The following is a 17,501-nucleotide window of genomic DNA, read 5'->3' on the forward strand; positions in this document are numbered from 1 at the left end:
CGGGCATATTGTGGAGGTATGTCCGTTTACGTCAAGCTGGTGCGCGAAGCTTTGGCTCCTGCTGAGCCGTCCGGTGGCCCCCTTGACATGCAGTACGAGGACCGGCCGGGAACCGTCACATACGAATACGATCTGCATCCCAGCGGGGCGCTCAGAATCCTGCGGGTGTCCGAGAACGCTCCCCACGTCGTCGAAGGATTTTTCGGGCCCGGAGCGTGGCTCCAGGTCGCGGGTACCTATCTGCGCAGCGGTTCCGCGTACTGACGGTGCCCCACGACCTGTGAGCAGGGCCGGACTGCTGCCGGCCCGGGGCGGCCGGGTCAGAGCCAGTCCTTGCGTCTGAAGACGAGGTAGAGCAGCACGGAGAGGCTCGCGATGGCGGTGGTGGAGAGGATGAACCCCGACTGGTGGCCGAAGCCGGGGTAGGGGAGGTTCTGCCCGTAGAATCCGGTGATCGCGGTGGGCACAGCGATGATCGCGGCCCAGCTGGTCACCTTCTTCATGATCAGGTTCATTCGGTTGGCCTGGACGGAGAGGTTGGTCTCCATGACCGAGGCCACCATGTCCCGCAGGGACTCGGTCCACTCGGTGGCGCGCAGCACATGGTCATAGACGTCCTGGTAGTAGGGCACGAGGGGTTCGGTGACCACATGCAGGCCGGGCCGCATGAGCGCGTTGACCACTTCGCGCATCGGCAGGACCACGCGGCGAAGCTGCACCAGGGATTTTCGCAGTGCATAGGCGCGGCGCTGCACAATCTCGATCTGCCGGCGCCCCTCCTCGAAGAGCAGGTCCTCCAGCGCCTCGATCTGGTCCTCGAGTTGCTGTACCGCGCTGAAGTGCCCGTCGACGAGGTGGTCCAGCAGACCGTGCAGGAGAAAGCCGACTCCGTGCCCGGCCAGGTCGGGGCCCTGATCCCAGCGGGCGACCACATCCCGGACGGCGAGGCCGTCGTCCTGGCGGACGGTGATCAGCGCCTGGCTCGTGACGAACACCGCGATCTCGCTGGTGGACAGCGCGCCGCTGTCGGGGGCGACGGAAACGGCGTACGCGCTGAGGAACTCGTGCGTGCGGTAGCGGTCGAGCTTCGGCCGCTGGCCCTGGTGGAGGGCGTCTTCGAGGGACAGTTCGTGGAGCCCGAACTCCTGGCCGACCTCGGTGAACTCGGCGTTCCCCGGCCGGTAGAGGTCGAGCCATACCACCGAGGACGCGTCGGCGAGGTACCCGGAGACATCGCCGACCGGGAAGTCCTCCAGGACCAGGGTGCCCCCGCGGTAGAGCCGAGTCCGCGCCATGGCCCGAGCCTAGCCAGATCCCGCCGATTCTTGCGTCAGCAGGGGCCTGGGCGTGGGAATGTCCCGTGACCGGCGCGTCGTCCCCGCGGACGGGAGGCTGGGGGCCGGCCGGCCCGCAGGGTCAGCTGCCCAGCGGGCCCCTGCTGCGGAGTACCGCGAAACCACCGGGAACACTTCGAGGGCGGCACCCATGGGGGCATCGTTTCCGCCGAGTGACCACGCCGGGTGAGTTCAAGCCCCGGGGTCAGGTCTACGCAGCATGGCGACGATGACCGTCCATCCGCTTCACCCGGCGGACGCCTACTCCGCCCGCCGCCCCATTGTCGCTCTGCGTTCTTCGAGGGAGGCCCGCCGCCCCGGCCACCTCACCGGCGACCGGTGGCCGTACTCGCGGCATCTCACGCGCACTGGCAGACGGTGCCGTTGGCGCGGACGCGGCGTGAGGCGGCCGAGCTGTCGCCGGGTTTGCGTGAGCGGATGGCCCACCGGCATCGGGTTCGGAACCGGGTTGCGCCCCTGCGCCCACCTCAGCCGGACCTGCGGCCTCGCTCTTCCCAGGGGGAGGTCCGCACGGCGTGACGTCACCCCGGCCAGTCAAGGCACAGGACGGTGGCATCGTCGCGGGGATCGTGGCCCGTCGCCTGCAGGATGGCTTCGGTGTAGGCGCACACGGCTTCGCGCGGGTGCCAGCCGGCGGTCTTCTCGATCAGTCTGCGCAGGCCGAAGTCAGTGCCGTTGGGCTCCAGCATGCCGTCGGTGAGAAGGACCAGGCGGTCACCCGGACGCAGATCGAGGCTCTGGACGCGGTACCCCGGGTTCGGAGTGACGCCGAAGGGAAAGTCGATCAATGGGACGAGCTCCTCGACCTTCCCGTCGCGCAGGCGCAGCGGCCAGACGTGACCGGCGTTGACGAAGGCGGCGTGACCGGTGTCGAGAGCAACACGTAGCAGCTGTCCGGTGACCATGGCCTGGCTGCCGTGGTCGGCGGGGGCCTGATGGCCCTGGTCGGCGTAGTGAGCGACCGCTCGATGGGCGTCCTCGGCCTGGGCGCCGAGGCCGGCGCCGGCGCGGCGGGCGTTGCGCGGGGAGCCGACGACCAGCGTGGCGAGCAGTGCGGCCTGCACGTCGTGACCCATGGCGTCGGTGAGGGACAGGTACAGGGCGTCACGGTCGAGGGTGTAGTCGAAGGTGTCCCCGCCGATGTCGTGGGCCGGTTCCAGTGCTCCGGCGACGACGAACCGACCGGCGTCGCAGGTGAAGGAATCGGGCAGCAGGCGGTGCTGGATCTCGGCTGCCAGGGACAGCCGTGTGGTCCGCCGGCTCCATTCGTACAGATCGGTGAATCGCCGGTTGACGATCACCACATAGGCCAGGGCGTGGGCAGCCTCAGCGATGCGTTCCACTGTCTGCCGGTCGGGAGCAGCGGGCAGGGTCAGCTCCAGCACACCGATCGCGTCGCCACGGTCGGCGACCGGTGCAATGACCCGTGCGGGGCCTGCCCTGCCTTCCCGCGTCCGGTCGCCGACCTCCACCCGCACGTGCTGCGAGCGGATCACCTGGTCGTAGACGGTGCCCAGCAGCTCGATCCGCTCCGGCCGCCCCCTGCCCCCCTCAGCAGGCGCCCGGGTCAGCCGTACGAGAGCCTTGCCACCGAGGTCGGTGATCAGGAAGGACACCTCGACCGCGGCCATCTGCTCGTCGAGCACCCGCGCCAACACGGCGACCGATTGCGTTGGCGGTGCCGCCTCCACCAATGTCAGCAAACCGCCCAGCCAGGCCTGTGCATCTGCCGCGTTCGGCGCCTCTCTCGTCGGCGTCAGGGCCTGCCGGATCTGCCGGCTCGGTCCGGGCACCGCCCGCTCGCCGGGGCTTGAGTCAGGTCAGAGGAGGTCGTGCAGGTCCTGGTCGGGGGAAACGACCCCACATGCACCACGTGCCCGGTGACGGGCGCCTTACGCGGCACGGTCGGCCGGACATGCAGCACGAGGACAGTCCGGGAGGCGTCACACCCGAGTACGACATCCACTTCCTTGGAGCGGCTCGGGTGACGGGACCGGCCGCGCCGGGTCATGCCCAGCCGTGGTGCCGGGCGTACCAGCCCAGCTGGATGCGGGTGGTGGCGCCGGCCCGCACCATCAGCGCCTGGACCCGGCGCTGCACGGTACGCGTCGACAGGTCCAGCTGCCCGGCCACCGCGACATCGGTGAGGCCGGCGAGCAGCAGACGCAGAATATGGGTGTCCAGCAGGTCGATGCCGTGGTGCGCCTGGCCGTACGGGCGGGCGCGCGCCCACACCGCGTCGAAGAGTGCCTGCGCGACGTTGGCCAGCCCGCCCCGCAGGACGAGGCTGGGGTCGACCTCGCTGCCGCGGCCGTGCAGCGGAAGCATCGCCACCTCGCCGTCGCTGATGATGAGTTTGAGCGGTATCTCCTCGACCGTGCGGATCCGCACCCCGTCGGCGAGCGACTGGTCGACGTTGTCGATGGCCCGCGGTTCACCGAGAAACCCCTGGTCGATGACGACACGCGCCCGCACGCTGCGCTCCAGTACGGTCGCTTCCCGGGTGTTCTTCGGTCCGACGGCCCGGGCCTCACCCGTGGCGAAGGCGTCGACCGTGCTTCTGGCTGCGAGCTGGAGCTGGATGTAGCGCTGCTGTACGGCCTCCGGGCCCTCCACGATCTCCACCAGATCGCGCTGGGCCCGGCCCATGCTGCCGGTGCGGTAGGTCTCGACCAGCTCGGCGACGGCCAGTTCGGCGCGCTGGAGGCGCTCGCGGTGGGCGGCCAACTCCGCCCCGAGCGCGACCGCCGGGGGAGCCGCGGCCCAGTGGCCGGTCGCAGCCTGCCTGCTGGCCAGGCCGCGTGCGGCCAACGCCTCCAGCGCGGCGGTGACATCCGTGACGGGCACCCCCGTCGCCTCCGCTACCTGTGGGGTGGTGGCAGCGGGTCGCGCGACAAGCGCTCGGTAGACGCTCTCCTCACCAGCGGTGAGACCGAGATCCTCGAGTGCCAATGTCGCCTCCGTGCCCTGCCGTGCTCGTGAACGGCGGATTCTTGCAGGCCGCATGGGTGCGGTCGGCGGCCGGGTGGTGCCCTCCCCGGCCGCCGAGTGGCGGTTGCTCGTCCTTCCGGATCCTGGATCCGCGGTTGCCAGACGGTCAGCGGACCAGGGTGACCTCCGGTGAAGTCCAGGTCTCGGTGCCGGGTGCCTTCTCGGGATCGGCGAGCGCCTTGTCGAGGACGAAGCGCAGCCGGTACGTGCCGGCGGGTGCGGCGGAGCCGTCATCGAGGGTGGCGTCCCAGTCGTAGAAGCCCACCCCGGTGCCGACGCCGGAGTTGCGGGCCACCCAGGAGGCGTCGTACGGGGTGGCGACCACCTTGCCGTCGGTGTCGAGGACCTGCAGCCGCATTCGCTCCAGCATCGGGAAGCCTTGCGAGAACATCACCCAGGCCTCGTCGTCGGCGGTCGATGTGTCGGTGAGGTCGACGGTGATCGGCAGGCTCCTGCCGAAGCTGTAGGAGCCGGGGCGCAGCGCCGGGTTGTCCAGGCTGGGGTTGACGGCGGTGAAGGTGGGGTTGATCGCGGAGACCGCGTCGAAGTCGCCCGCCATCCCCAGATAGGGCACCCGGATCGCCGGGACGCTCGCGCCGGCCTCGGTGAACTCCACCCACCCGCCGAACAGGGTGCCCTGGGCGACGCCGTCGGGCTGCTCGATGTGTACGGTGACCTCGCCGCTGCCGTGTGCGGCGACGGTGAGGTGGTCGCTGCCGTGGACCCGGGCGCCGCCGACGGCGTCGTCGGGCTGCCATTCGGCGGTGTACGGCGGGGCGGCCGAGACTGCTGCGCTCTGGCCGATCCGGTAGGTCACCGGCTGGTCGGTGGGGTTGTGCACGGTGAGGGTGCGGATCAGTTGCCGTCCCTCGAGGTCGCCCAGGGCCAGTTTGGCCGGGGTCGCGGTGGGGCGCGCGCCGTTGACCGACTCCAGCGCCGCGACCGCGTCGACCCGCCCGGCGCCCTGCTGGGCCACCGGCTGCAGTCCGCGCAGGTGGTCACCGGTCATGGCGAGCGGTGTGGCGGTGTTCTGCAGGGCGGTGCGCACCTCGTCCGGGGTGAGGCCGGGGTGGGCCTGGAGCAGCAGGGCGACCACACCGGCGACGTGCGGAGCGGCCATCGAGGTGCCGGAGTTCACGCCGTACCAGCCGAGGGCCGGTGGAAGCGTGGAGAGGATGTAGCCACCGGGGGCGGCGATGTCGGGCTTGAACTCCAGTTCGTTGCCCGGGCCCCAGGACGAGCTGGGGTCCATCAGGCCGGCGGAGTCGGCGTTGAGCTCGGTGCCGGCGTAGGAGCCCCAGGTGAGCCTGGTTCCCGTCGGGTCGCCCAGGATGCGCTGGGCGTCGCTCTCCCGGATCCCGGCCAGCGGGATGCCGGCGCTGTTGCAGCACATCGAGGTCGGAATGGTGTCCGGGCCGGACGCCGGGCTGTGGTAGAGGGCTGCGACAGCGCCGGCGGCCGCGGCGGTGCGGGTGAGGTCCAGCGGGCGGCAGGCGTAGCTGCCGGGGCCGGTGGCCGGGGCGAAGAGGGCGATCTGTCCGGCCAGGCTGCCGGCGGGCAGCGCGGTGCAGCTGGACGCGATCGGGGTGACCGGGGCGCTGCCGCTCGCGGGCGAGGCCGGGGTCCGGCCGGAGTCCAGGTACGGAACGGGGGCGGCGGAGCCGTCGTCGAGACTGAAGGCGAGATAGGGGTAGCGGCTGCTGTAGGTGCTGCCGACGGCTATCGCGCCGTCCGCGATCGCGGGCGTGGCGGCGTTGAACGGCCCGGCGTAGCCGTTGCCGACGGCGACCACGGTGGCGATGCCGGAGTCGACCAGGTTGTCCACGGCGAGTGCGAGTACGTTGCTGCTGCGGGCGCCGGTGTAGCCGAGGCTCATGTTGACCACGTCCACACCGTCGGCGGCGGCGCGGTCGAGCGCGGCGAGCACCAACTCGTCGCTTGAGGGGTTCTTGCTGCCGAAGACCCGGTAGGAGCGCAGAGTGGCGTCCGGAGCGACGCCCAGGACGTGCTCGTCGTCGCCGGCGATGATGCCGGCGACATGGGTGCCGTGGCCGGCGGCGGGACCGTACTTGTCGTCGTACGGGTCGGCGTCCTCGTCCGCGAAGTCATAGCCGCCCAGCACCTTGGCGTTGGGGAAGCCCCCGCCGCCGAGCCCCGGGTGGTCGTAGGCGATGCCGCTGTCGATGAGGCCGACGGTGATGCCCTTGCCGGTGTAACCGGCACGGTGGGCGCCGGGGACACCGGTCAGCTCGGTGGTGGTGACGATCTCCCGGCCCGACGGTGCGTCGGTGGCGGAGCGAGCGGTGCCGCCCGCCTGGGCAAGGGCCTTCTTGATGACCGCCTCGGTGACCGGGACGGGCTTCTCGGGCGGTTGGTAGACCACCGGCTCGCTGACGGACACCACACCGGGCAGCGTGCTGAGCCGCCATGCCTGGGCCGCCGGGACCTTCACCGACAGACCGTTGACGACGTTGTGGAACCTCCTGCCGACGGTCAGCGTGATCCCTGCATCCCGAGCCGTGTCGACGAGCGCCTGCTGCGAGTCGTCCACGGCGCTGCGCGCCGCGGCCCGCACCCCGGGCGCGGCCAGTTGAGCGGCCGGCGCACCGTCGAGGGTGACGATGCGGGTGACCGTTGGCCCGGACGCACCGTCCGAGGCCGCGAGCGCCACGCCGCCGGGGGCGGTGAGCGGCAAAAGCAGCGCCCCCGCGAGCAGGGATCTGGGAAGTCTGTACACGGTTTGCGATCAAAGCCGACCTGGGTGCGGCTGATCAACGGGTGGCGGTGTCGTGATTGCGCCAAGGCGGGTTCTCGACGCACGTGCGACCGAGTCCGGGAGAGGCGGGCGTCGGGACCCGGTGCTGCTGTCCGGGCTGCAGCCGGGCTGATGCCGAGCGGTGCGTGGTGTACGGGGGCGTCGTCGATGCCGATCCCACCACAGCCGGACCGGCTTGGGGACGGCTCCGCTGGGAGGCAGCGGACCTTTCTTCTGGCGCGCCTTCGCACCGGGTGACCATGTCGCGCCATTGCCTGCGGCCATTGACGCACGGTTCACCGGTGTCGTGCTGTTTGCGGCCTCCCGGTCGAAGCGAGGAGGCCTGGCTTGCGGCTGCGGCGCTTTGTATAGGTCGAGATTCCGCCAAGGCGGAAAGGCGACAGCTCTCAGGCTTGATGGGGACCAGGAACGGGATGGCAGTGTGTGCACGCCAGTTCGATCCCCCGCCAAAGGAATGCCGAGTGACTCCCCCTGCCCCACCTGCTCCCCGAGGCCGTCGCGCCGTCTCCGCGCTTGCCGCCACGCTTGTCGTGTGCGGACTCAGCCTGTCCTCAGTACCGGCCCACGCCGCGGATGACGCTTCGGTTCCTGCCGCCGCCATCGCCGACAAGCTCGGCGCCCACGATCGCGGGCTGATTGCGAAGTACGCCGCCCAGTTCCGGGCCCGTAGCCTGCCGGCCGGAGCCGACCAGGAGGTTCCCGACTTCGTCACCCTGATGTTCGCGGTGAAGTCGGGCACCACCGAGGAGGCTGCCCGGCAACTGGCCGACCTGGGCGCCGAGGTGACCCGGACCGATCCGGAGATCGGTTACATCAAGGCCAACGTGCCCTTCGACGCCGTGGACCAGGTTGTCGCCCTCGACGACGTGCTCCGGGTGGACGCCGACGAACTGCTCAAGCTCGAGGACACCACGGCCGACTCCGGGACTGCCGGCGCCGGCAGCAGTGGCACTGCGGATCTGCCTGCCGCGCCGTCCGCCGCGACCCCGGACGACAACCCGTACATGCCGACCCGCGAGACCGGCTCGGTGGCGTTCAAGACCGACCACCCCGCCTATGACGGCCGCGGCGTGACCATCGGCATCATGGACACCGGTGTCGACCCGACCCATCCGGCGCTGGCCACCACCACGACCGGCGAGCGCAAGCTGGTGGACACGGTCACCGGCACCAACCCGCTGAACTTCATCGACCTGCTCTTCGACCGCACCTGGATGACGTTCACGTCCAGCAACAAGGTCACCGGGCCGACGGCCGACAAGTACGGCATCACCTGGACGATGCCTGAGGGCGGCGGCGACGGCTACTACCTGTCGGGCAAGAACCTGGCCATCGCCGGCTACACCGACCCCACTCTGAGCGGCTACCTGGGCGTGGCCTACCGTGACTCCGACGGTGCGGTCTGGTTGGACCTGAACCAGGACCACGTCTTCACCGACGACGAGCTGTACCGGCCGTACCGGGTCAACCACCAGATCGGCTACCTCGGCCACGACGACCCGTCGACCCCGGTCAACGAGCGTGAGCCGTTCACCGTCGAGGTCAAGCACCTCAGCGCCAAGACCGTCGGCGTCGACATCAACACCATCGACGAGGCCCACGGCACCCACGTGGCCGGTATCACCGCGGCCAACGGGATCCTCGGCGGTGCGATGAACGGCCAGGCGCCCGGCGCCAAGCTGGTCTCCATGCGGGCCTGCACCGAGAGCGGCTGCTCCAGCGCCGCACTCACCGACGGCATGGTCGACCTGGCCACCAACTATCACGTGGACGTCATCAACCTGTCCATCGGCTCCGGCCCGGCCCTCAACGACGGCCAGAGCGCCATGGCGCTGCTGTACGACCGGCTGATCGACACCACCGGCGTCCAGATCGTCTCCTCCGCCGGCAACTCCGGTACCGCCACCAACAGCGTCGGTGACCCGTCCTCCGCCGACAAGGTCATCAGCGTCGGTGCCTCGGTCTCCAAGGAGACCTGGTGGGCCGACTACGGCTCCGCCGTGGCGAAGGAGCAGGCCGTCTTCCCGTTCTCCTCACGCGGCCCGCGTGAGGACGGCGGCTTCAAGCCGGACGTCACCGCCCCCGGCGCCGCCATCTCCACCACCCCCGACTGGATCGCCGACAGCGTCCCGCCGGAGACCGGCTACACCCTGCCGCCCGGTTACTCGATGTTCCAGGGCACCTCGATGGCCTCCCCGCAGGCCACCGGTGCCCTGGCCCTGCTGATATCCGCCGCCCGGCAGAACGGCATCAGCCCCACTCCGGCCGAGCTGCGCCAGGCCATCGCCTCCACAGCCGACTTCAACAAGGACGAGCCGGCCATCGCCCAGGGTCACGGCCAGATCGACGTCCCGCAGGCATGGAAGGCCCTGTCCAAGGGCTACACGGACGCTGGCGAGGTGACCGTGTCCGCGCCGGTCTGCACCATGTACTCCGGCCAGCTGGTCACCCCCGGCACCGGCAGCGGCCTGTACAACGGCTGCGCCCCCGGAAGCGGCGGCCAGTCCGTGGGTGAGTCCCGGACCTACGACGTCACTCTCACCCGCACCACCGGCCCCGACCACGCCGTGCCGTACGTCCTGCGCCTCCAGGGCAACGACGGCACCTTCAGCACGCCCGACCAGGTCATGCTGGAGAAGAACGTCCCCACCGTCGTCCAGGTGACGGCCACCCCGGGCAGCCAGGGCATCCACAGTGCGGTGCTGGCCATCGACGACCCGACCACCAAGGCCACCGACCAGTACGCCATGCTGGCCGTCCAGGCCGCCACTCCGCTGGTCCCCGGCAGCACCTGGACCGCCGACGGCACCGTCAACCGCGACGACACCGTCGTCTACAGCGTCGCCGTCCCGGTCGGCGCCACCAGCCTCACCGTCGACCTGTCAGGCATCGCCGAAGGCAGTCAGACCCGCTGGTGGGCCTACGGCCCCGACGGGCTCACCGCCGAGAAGTCCACTGCCGGCACCGGCTACTGCTACACCGGCTACCTGGACGGCAACGGCTGCGACCCGCTGAACCGCACCTACGCCAAGCCCAAGCCCGGCGTCTGGGAGTTCGTGGTGGAGGCCCGCCGCACCAGCCCGCTCCTTGCTAACCCGTACCACCTGGAGGCGACCGTCACCCAGTGACGACCCGCTGACGTGGCGGGCCGGCCGGGCCATGAGCCCGGTCGGCCCGCCCTGGTCAGATGCGGTAGGGAGGGTGCTGTCCCGCACCGGCCTTGGGTCGTCCGGCGGCCGCGAGCCGGCTGGTCGGGTAAATCTCGCTCGTGACCCCGGCGTGCGTTTCCAGGCCCCGCGCGTTGTCGTGCTCGGTGACCGCTAAGCCGATGGGGAGCGGTTCTGGCTCGCGGTGAGCGCAGCATCGAGCTGTGAAAGGGGTGACTGGGCGGGGCGTGTGGGGAGATCACGATGTCGAGTTCCTCCGGTGCGGTCCTGGAGCGGTACCCGTCCAGCGATCAGCGGCGGAGCCGCCACCTGGGCCAGTCCGGCCGGCGAGGCATGCTGGCCCACTCTCGGTGGCCGGCCGCAACCGATCGGCTCGGTAAGGTGCGGCACGGTCGCTGGAGGGCGGGGGTGGAGAGTGCCCTCGCGGGGACCGGCGGACGCTCCATGTCCTGACGGCCTCGATATCGCCTCTGCGCGAGCATTCGGTGAGCGGACGACGGACGACTTCCCGTCACACCTCGTCATGAGACGGCAGGGAAATCGATGCTTTGTCGGACAAACAGCTCCCGTGGCGGACCGGATGGCACGGCCCGTCACGGGAGCTGTAGCGCTTACAAAGCAGGGGGCGGCGGTTCGAAACCGTCTGCGCCCACCCTATTTGACCAGGGCGAACATCAAAAATATGGGCCTTCGACGACCTGTCGGAGGCCCTTCTTTGCGTCCCATGGGAACGAATGGGAACGCGATGGCATCCCTCGGTGGCCCCTCCTGCGGGGAAGGGCGTGTCCCTGTATCCGAGGGCGGCTCACAGCTCCGACCCGGCGAGGAACGAGGGGCAGCGGAGCCTCTAACTGGACACCCTGCAAGGGCGGCATGACTGTCCGCGATGACGATGCAGACGTCAGGGCTCCGTCGACCGCGCAAGCGCCCCGCTGGTCTCGCGCTCTTGTTCACCATCTATATCCACCGGCTCCGCGCGTACATCCTCGGCCAGGACGGCAACAAGGCCAGCGGCTTCGTCCCGTTCAGTGATGCGGTCGCCCAGACTGGCGGCTCGAAATGGCCCACCAGCGACGTGGCCGCTCTCACCGAGGACGTGGTGTACAACTGCGGCGTCATGACCACGGTTCTCGGGTCGTGATCAAGCGCATCCATCTGAGAGAAGTCGCGATCCACAACCAGGGGGGACACCGCCGTGAGCGAGAGTGAGGGCACCGTCGAAGAGACGGACTGGGATGAGTACGAGAACGATGACGAGCGTTGGGCTGACGACGAGAAGGCTCGCGCGGCACTGGCAGAGGCTAGGTGCTCACCGCAGCAAGGGGTGCCGCGACTGCTCGGCATGCTCACAAATACGGACCTGGACGGTCCGACGGAGTACGGCACGGATCTCAGCCGCCGACAGCAGATCCTCGAATGGCTGCTCCGTCAGCGGGGCGACGTGGCGGGCGCGGCGACGTGGGTCTGTCTCACCGCACAGAGCATGTACGAGTTGCAGGTCATCTACTCGTCTGTCGATCACCCACGCGAGCTGAAGCTCGGCGAGCAGGACACTCGCGGGCGGACGAAACCTGACGATTGGGAGCCAGCACTGCGCTTGCTCGTGAGCGCGCAGGGCCTCGACGAGTACCTGCGCATGGAAGCCGTAGGCTCGCTCCTCCAGGGCGGAGCCACACTCCAGGACATCGAGCAGATCGCGCCAGACTTGGGCCTCGAGGCCATGTTCGGCGGCTGGCCGGGGGTCTCCGACTCGACCATCGAGCTCATCGAGGAGGACATCGCCCGGGACGGGTCGCGTCCCTGGTCGGCACGGCTGAGCGCGCTGGAGCACTTGCAAGACGAGAACTCCCCGCTGGCCGACTCAGCGGCAGTCACAATCATCAAGGATCTACCGCCCGACGGCATCCGCCCCTCCGAACTTGCCCTTCTTGCTACCCACGTCCGAACGGATCTGCTGCGCTCCATTGCGGAGGCTGCTGATGCGGATGCCTTTTGGCGCCTGGTCCGCGACCGGCGCCGACGACGCCTGAAGATCCCCCGGACCTGGCCCTGGGCCCGACAGATCACCGACGCGTTCCGCCGCCTGCAGGCCCTGCCCGCACCAACCTGACCCCAGCACCCCGCCACGACGCACCCCGAGAGGAGGAACCCGCAGCCCCCGGCCCCGTGGAAGCCGGCGCCACCGGCGCGACAGCCGAAGCGCAGCCCTACCCGGCCGAGCCCGCCGAGCAGGACAACAGCGACATCACGGGCACCAGATCACGAGGCCACCGCAGTGAAAGATTCCGGATTGGTTCGAATCCCGCAGGCGGCTCCGAGAAGGCCCAGGTCAGATAGCCGCTGACCTGGGCCTCTGTCATTTCGCGGCCTCAGGTGCCCCGCCTCGTTCGACGTGACCTGGCGTCATCGCGGTCAGCGCGCCGGCCTCGATCGCGATGGCGAGGCCGCCGAGCAGGGTGGCGTCCTTGTTGGCCAGGTGGGCCGCGCCGAACAGGATGCCGGACAGGGCCAGCGCGAGGTACGTTCCGAGGCCGCGCTCCGCGAGCCGGAAGAGCAGGCCGCGGAACATCAGCTCCTCGGTGACGGCGGCGCCCGCCATGAAGCCGACCAGCCCGATCGCCCCGGTCAGTGACCCGAGGCCGTTGACCTCGTAGTCGCCCAGGAGGTAGATGTTCGCCATGACGGCCGCGAACATCGCGACCCCGATCACCAGGCCCCGCAGGAGCGACCTGGATGCCTTCTCGGGGGCCAGCTCGGTGACCGGGCGCCGCTCGGTACGCGCCACGACCCACCGGTAGACGAGCACCGAGAGCACCGCCGTCAGGCCGCCTATGAGGAGCGAGAGCCACGGGCAGTCCTGGACCGCGGCGGCGCCCTGGCCGCCGACCGCGCCGACCACGACCACGGCCAGGACCTGCGACACCAGCTTCAGTTTCATGACTCTTCCTTCGGTTCCGTGTCCGGTTCCTCGCCGGTCCGCGGCGGCGCCGCGGCTGAACTGAACGCTACGGAGACGGAGATCGGGAGTCGTCACCTCGCAGAGCGCACCTGCACGTAGCTCTCCCGGGGGACGGACGGCAGCCGGCCGGCCTCGTCCGCGGGCCCGAAGACCGTGGGGGAGGAGCCAGGCGGCTCCTCCCCCACGGGTGGTAAGTCGGCGACGGTCAGGCCGAGTTCAGCTTCACGGGGTGAGGCCGAAGGCGCGGACGATGGTCTGGGTGACGCCGTTGCCGTCGTGCTGTTCGGTGTTGACGCGGAGGGACACGTTCTGCGCGCCGGAAGGGGCGGTCAGGGTCGCCCGCCAGGCGCCCTTCTTCTCCTTCACCTCCTGCTTCTGCCAGGTGGCCCCGTCGTCGTAGGAGACCTCTAGGGTCACCGCGGAGACGTCGTCCGCCGAGGAGGAACCGCCGAGCACGCTGGGCTTGATCACGAGGTCGGTCTTGCGCCCGGCCCGGCCCTCGCTGTCCACGTCCACGTCGTAGTCCAGCTGGACCAGCGGGATCTGCTGCTCAGTGGTCACCGCGCCGGAGGTGAAGCGCCACTCCGTGTGGGTGGCGGTCGAGTAGGGGCCGACGGGGTTGGTGTCCGAGGTGTCGACGACCAGCCGGTACGGGAGTTTCTCCGGTGCCAGGTTGCCGGCCCCGACCCAGGTGAACGGGAACCCCGAGAGCAGCTCGTTGTCACCCTGGTAGAGCGCGGTCGACTGGGTGCCGGAGGAACCGGCGTGCGCCGACCCCGAGTCGCTGTACCCCTCGACGTCACCGCTGAACACGTCGTACGGGTAGCGGACGAGGGCGTTCAGCATGCGCGGCCGGACGATCGGACTGAACCAGTGGCCCGGCTGCGTGCTGGCGGCCTCGAAGGACTCCGTCTCGGTGCGCTGCGCCACGTGGTCCAGGACGGTGAACTCCTGCCACCTGACCCCCTTGGTGGAGACCCAGTCGGTGCGGGTCCCCGCGGTGATCGCCTTCCGCTCGAACGGGAGGTGGAGGGACTTGCCCGGGATGAAGGCCGACTGGCCCTCCCAGAAGTACGGCGGGTAGTCGTCCCGCATCTCGGTGGCGCTCTTGCCGGCGGGCACCGCGAAGTTCTCGTCGATCCGGGCGAGGTGGCGGGGGTCGGTGTCGGCGGAGGGGTCCGCGGGCACCGCGCCGACGTGGTAGTCCGCCAGGTCGTAGAGGTAGTCGGGGGTGGGGTTGGACTCGGTCGAGAGGTGCGCCCCGCCCTTGCCCGCGGCGGTGGTGTCCGCGATCAGCTGCTCGCCCTCGTCCGGAGGGATCGAGGCGACCGGGACCGTCCCGGTGGTGGCGAGGTCGGGCTTGCCGTACCAGTCGTACGTCTGGCCCGGGCCCTGGCCGACGACCAGCAGCAGCGCGGCACCGGCCGAGGCCGCGGCCGCCGCCTGGTCCGTGGCCGCCACGGTGCCACCGCGGACGACGACGGCCTTGCCGCGGGCGGAGAGAGCGGCGTAGTCGGCGCTCGCACCGTTACCGGCGAAGACGGCGTCCAGGCGCGAGGTGCCCTCCGGCAGGGAGGGGGATCCCGGCTGCGGCAGCAGGTCCTTGAGGTCGTGCCCGCCGGCGGTGATCGCCAGCGGGGTCTGCGGGGCGCGGAACCTGGTGCCGAAGGCGAAGCTGCCCTCGGTCACGTTGTCCCCGGTCGGCAGCGCCCACAGGCTGTCGTAGGCGGGGGACGGGAACAGCACGTCGAGGACTCCGACGCCCGGTTCGGGTTTGCTGGAGGTGAAGGAGCGCCAGACGTCGAGCCGGCTGTCGGTGACGGCGGTCGGCTTGGGCGTGTCCACCTTGACCTGGCGGGCCTGCGAGGCGTCCAGCACGACGCTGCGGTCGGCGCTCAGCTTCACCTCGGGCGCGACCAGCACGGCCCCGGCGACGGAGCTGGGCCCGTGCGTCCCCTCCACGTCCACGTAGGCGCGGAGCGCGTAAGTGCCGGGCGCCCAGCGGCTGGTGAGCGTTCCGCTCTCGGGCACCCACAGGCTGGTGTCGACCCCGTTGTCACCCGTGATCGAGACCGAGCCGCTGATGGGACGGCCGGAGCGGTCCTTCAGCTGGATCGTGAGGTTGTGCTTCTCGGACTCGACGGAGACACCGACGGCCGTGTGCAGGGTCGCGGAGCCGCCCGGGGTGGCGCCCGTGGCGACGATCTGCGCGGAGTGCGTCCCCGGAGCGAGCCCCTGGGGATCGACCACCACGTCGGTCTGTGCGGTGCCGTGCGCGGGGACGGTCACCTGACCGGCGCCCAGCGAGAACGCACCGGACGAGGCGCCGTCCGCGTCGACGGAGAGGTCCAGCGTGACGGGGCTGTCCGTGGTGTTGGTGTACGTGACCTGACGCCGGATCGGCTGCGGCGTGCTGCCGGGCGCCCAGGGCACGATCCCCGCGTCCACCGAACCGGAGGCGAAGACCTCGGCGTAGTACGCGGCCGGGATCATCACCCGGCCGGTCCCGGCCTGGTAGGGGCTGTAGTCCGGGGTGCGCATGCTGGTGGACATCAGGGCGTTCTTGAGGTCCTGCGCCGTCCAGTCGGGGTGCTTCTGCGCCAGCAGGACCGCCGAGCCCGCGACGTGCGGGGTCGCCATGGACGTGCCGTCCATGCCCACGTAGTAGCCCTCGCCGCCGTCCTGGGAGTACTGCGAACGAGCAGCCCACACGGCCACGCCGGGGGCGGTGATGTCGGGCTTGAGGCCGTCGTCGAGCTGACGCGGCCCGGCGCCGGAGAATCCGGCCAGGGCGTTGGAGCTGTCCACCGCGCCGACGGTGAGCGCGGCGTCCGCGGTGCCCGGCGAGGTCACGGTGTACGGGTTGGGTCCCTCGTTGCCCGCGGCCACCACGAAGAGTGCGCCGGTCTCGGCGGACAGCTGGTTCACGGCGATGCTCAGGGGGTCGTTCTGCGCGTGCCTGGTCGCGTCACCGAGGCTCATGCTGATGACCTTGGCGTGTTCGGTCCGGGCCGCCCACTCCATGCCGGCGATGATCCAGGAGTCCAGGCCGGGGCCCTTGTCGCTGAGGACCTTGCCCACCACCAGGTCGGCGTCGGGGGCGACGCCCCGCTCCTGACCGCCGGAGGCGGCTCCGGTGCCCGCGATGGTCGAGGCGGTGTGGGTTCCGTGGCCGGCGCGGTCCGTGACGGTCTCGCCCGGGACGAAGCTCTTGGAATCCACGATGCGCGGCGCGAGGTCCGGGTGGGCGGCGTCCACCCCGGTGTCCAGGACGGCGACCCTGACCCCGGCGCCGGTGCCTCCGGAGGCCCACGCGGCGGGCGCGCCGATCTGCGCGGTGCTGTCGGCGAGGGTGGGCTTCACCTTGCCGTCGAGCCACACCTTGTCGATGCCCGCGGCGAACGGCGCGGTCCTCGGGGCGTCGGCGGCGGAGTCGGCTTTGTCCTTCCCGTGGCCCTTGCGGGCCGGGCCGGTGAGGGTGGACCAGAACGCGGCGGCCTTGGACCGGTGGGTGCGGACCGCCTCACCGTGGACCGCGGGCAGGCTCAGCGTGGTCTCGGTACCCGGCAGTGCCGTCTGCGCGCCTGCGGCGTCCTTCGCGCCGTCGGACGCGAGGGTCGCCGATCCCGCGGTGTGGGTGAGGATCAGTGGCAGCTCGGCGGCGTTCTTGTCGTCGTAGCCCTGGGCCACCAGCTCGGTGACGTCGAAGAGGGCGGTGTCGAGCCGGCCGGCCGCGACGAACGGCGCGGCCTCGTCGGGGTACACGAAGGTGTGCCCGTTCGTCACGGATATTCGCACCGAGCCGGTCGCGCCCGGCGCCCGCTCGACGCTCACCTCCGGGGCCGTTCCAGGAGGTCCGGGAGTGACCGTCACCTTGTCACCGGTGATCAGGGTGACGGTGGCCGGAGGCTGGACGGGACCGCTGCCCGCGACCGGCGATGCGGCGCCGGTCTGTGGGGCACCGTACGCGAAGGGTGTCGGGAGGAGGGCGGCGACAAGGGCCATGCCGACATAGGTCGCTGGTCTTCGAAAAGAGGGGGGAAGCATCTATCAACTCCTGCGTGGAAACGGCTGCTCAGCCAGGTCGGCGGCAATCTATCCGGCTTAAATGACAGGAAAATGACCCATGCTGAGAGGCCGTCAGAAAATTTACCTGAAGGCCACACAGGGAATAGCTGCGGATACCTTAAAAGGTCGCAAAAGCCTTGCGACATCCGGCAGTTCTCGCTCTGCGGCCGAGTTGCCGGCCTCCC

The 17,501-nt window shown here is 70.4% G+C and carries 10 protein-coding genes; 4 read left to right on the plus strand and 6 right to left on the minus strand.

What is annotated here, in order from left to right; translation table 11 throughout:
* Positions 1 to 18: 18 nt before the first annotated feature.
* On the plus strand, positions 19 to 264 hold the full coding sequence (locus AOK09_RS04450; RefSeq protein ID WP_055585785.1) for a hypothetical protein: 246 nt from the start codon (positions 19 to 21) through the stop codon (positions 262 to 264).
* Positions 265 to 320: 56 nt separating this feature from the next.
* Here AOK09_RS04450 and AOK09_RS04455 read toward each other — a convergent pair whose 3' ends face one another.
* From AOK09_RS04455 to AOK09_RS43400, 4 genes are all read right to left on the minus strand, one after another.
* Positions 321 to 1,295 (minus strand): magnesium transporter CorA family protein, encoded by a 975-nt coding sequence (locus tag AOK09_RS04455; RefSeq protein WP_055585786.1) that lies wholly within the window; start codon positions 1,293 to 1,295, stop codon positions 321 to 323.
* Between the two features lie 581 nt (positions 1,296 to 1,876).
* A complete protein-coding gene (locus tag AOK09_RS04460; RefSeq protein WP_245687112.1) occupies positions 1,877 to 3,013 on the minus strand; it encodes a PP2C family protein-serine/threonine phosphatase in 1,137 nt (378 codons plus the stop codon).
* A 349-nt stretch (positions 3,014 to 3,362) separates the two neighbouring features.
* Positions 3,363 to 4,361: a helix-turn-helix domain-containing protein gene (locus tag AOK09_RS04465; RefSeq protein WP_245687113.1), complete on the minus strand. Its 999-nt coding sequence runs from the start codon at positions 4,359 to 4,361 to the stop codon at positions 3,363 to 3,365.
* Positions 4,362 to 4,452: 91 nt separating this feature from the next.
* Positions 4,453 to 7,083 carry a S8 family serine peptidase gene (locus AOK09_RS43400; protein ID WP_079062741.1) on the minus strand — a complete coding sequence of 877 codons (2,631 nt, stop codon included), beginning with the start codon at positions 7,081 to 7,083 and terminating at the stop codon, positions 4,453 to 4,455.
* 569 nt (positions 7,084 to 7,652) lie between these two features.
* Here AOK09_RS43400 and AOK09_RS04475 point away from each other — a divergent pair.
* The 3 genes from AOK09_RS04475 to AOK09_RS04485 all read left to right on the plus strand — a co-directional run bounded on the left by AOK09_RS04475 (position 7,653) and on the right by AOK09_RS04485 (position 12,399).
* On the plus strand, positions 7,653 to 10,250 hold the full coding sequence (locus tag AOK09_RS04475; protein WP_245687114.1) for a S8 family serine peptidase: 2,598 nt from the start codon (positions 7,653 to 7,655) through the stop codon (positions 10,248 to 10,250).
* Between the two features lie 985 nt (positions 10,251 to 11,235).
* On the plus strand, positions 11,236 to 11,430 hold the full coding sequence (locus AOK09_RS04480) for a hypothetical protein (protein WP_157875803.1): 195 nt from the start codon (positions 11,236 to 11,238) through the stop codon (positions 11,428 to 11,430).
* A gap of 54 nt (positions 11,431 to 11,484) precedes the next feature.
* On the plus strand, positions 11,485 to 12,399 hold the full coding sequence (locus AOK09_RS04485; RefSeq protein WP_055585791.1) for a hypothetical protein: 915 nt from the start codon (positions 11,485 to 11,487) through the stop codon (positions 12,397 to 12,399).
* Between the two features lie 246 nt (positions 12,400 to 12,645).
* Here AOK09_RS04485 and AOK09_RS04490 read toward each other — a convergent pair whose 3' ends face one another.
* Together AOK09_RS04490 and AOK09_RS04495 are read right to left on the minus strand one after the other, a co-directional pair.
* A complete protein-coding gene (locus AOK09_RS04490) occupies positions 12,646 to 13,227 on the minus strand; it encodes a CPBP family intramembrane glutamic endopeptidase (protein WP_245687115.1) in 582 nt (193 codons plus the stop codon).
* Between the two features lie 243 nt (positions 13,228 to 13,470).
* A complete protein-coding gene (locus AOK09_RS04495) occupies positions 13,471 to 17,295 on the minus strand; it encodes a S8 family peptidase (RefSeq protein WP_245687116.1) in 3,825 nt (1,274 codons plus the stop codon).
* Positions 17,296 to 17,501: the final 206 nt, after the last annotated feature.

It is taken from the genome of Peterkaempfera griseoplana (genome assembly GCF_001418575.1).
Taxonomy (GTDB): domain Bacteria; phylum Actinomycetota; class Actinomycetes; order Streptomycetales; family Streptomycetaceae; genus Peterkaempfera; species Peterkaempfera griseoplana.

What these genes read in the sequence shown, in the direction of transcription:
- AOK09_RS04450 (WP_055585785.1), top strand. Translation starts at nt 19, where the DNA reads ATGTCCGTTTACGTCAAGCTGGTGCGCGAAGCTTTGGCTCCTGCTGAG.
- AOK09_RS04455 (WP_055585786.1), bottom strand. Translation starts at nt 1,295, where the DNA reads ATGGCGCGGACTCGGCTCTACCGCGGGGGCACCCTGGTCCTGGAGGAC.
- AOK09_RS04465 (WP_245687113.1), bottom strand. Translation starts at nt 4,361, where the DNA reads ATGCGGCCTGCAAGAATCCGCCGTTCACGAGCACGGCAGGGCACGGAG.
- AOK09_RS04490 (WP_245687115.1), bottom strand. Translation starts at nt 13,227, where the DNA reads ATGAAACTGAAGCTGGTGTCGCAGGTCCTGGCCGTGGTCGTGGTCGGC.
- AOK09_RS04495 (WP_245687116.1), bottom strand. Translation starts at nt 17,295, where the DNA reads ATGCTTCCCCCCTCTTTTCGAAGACCAGCGACCTATGTCGGCATGGCC.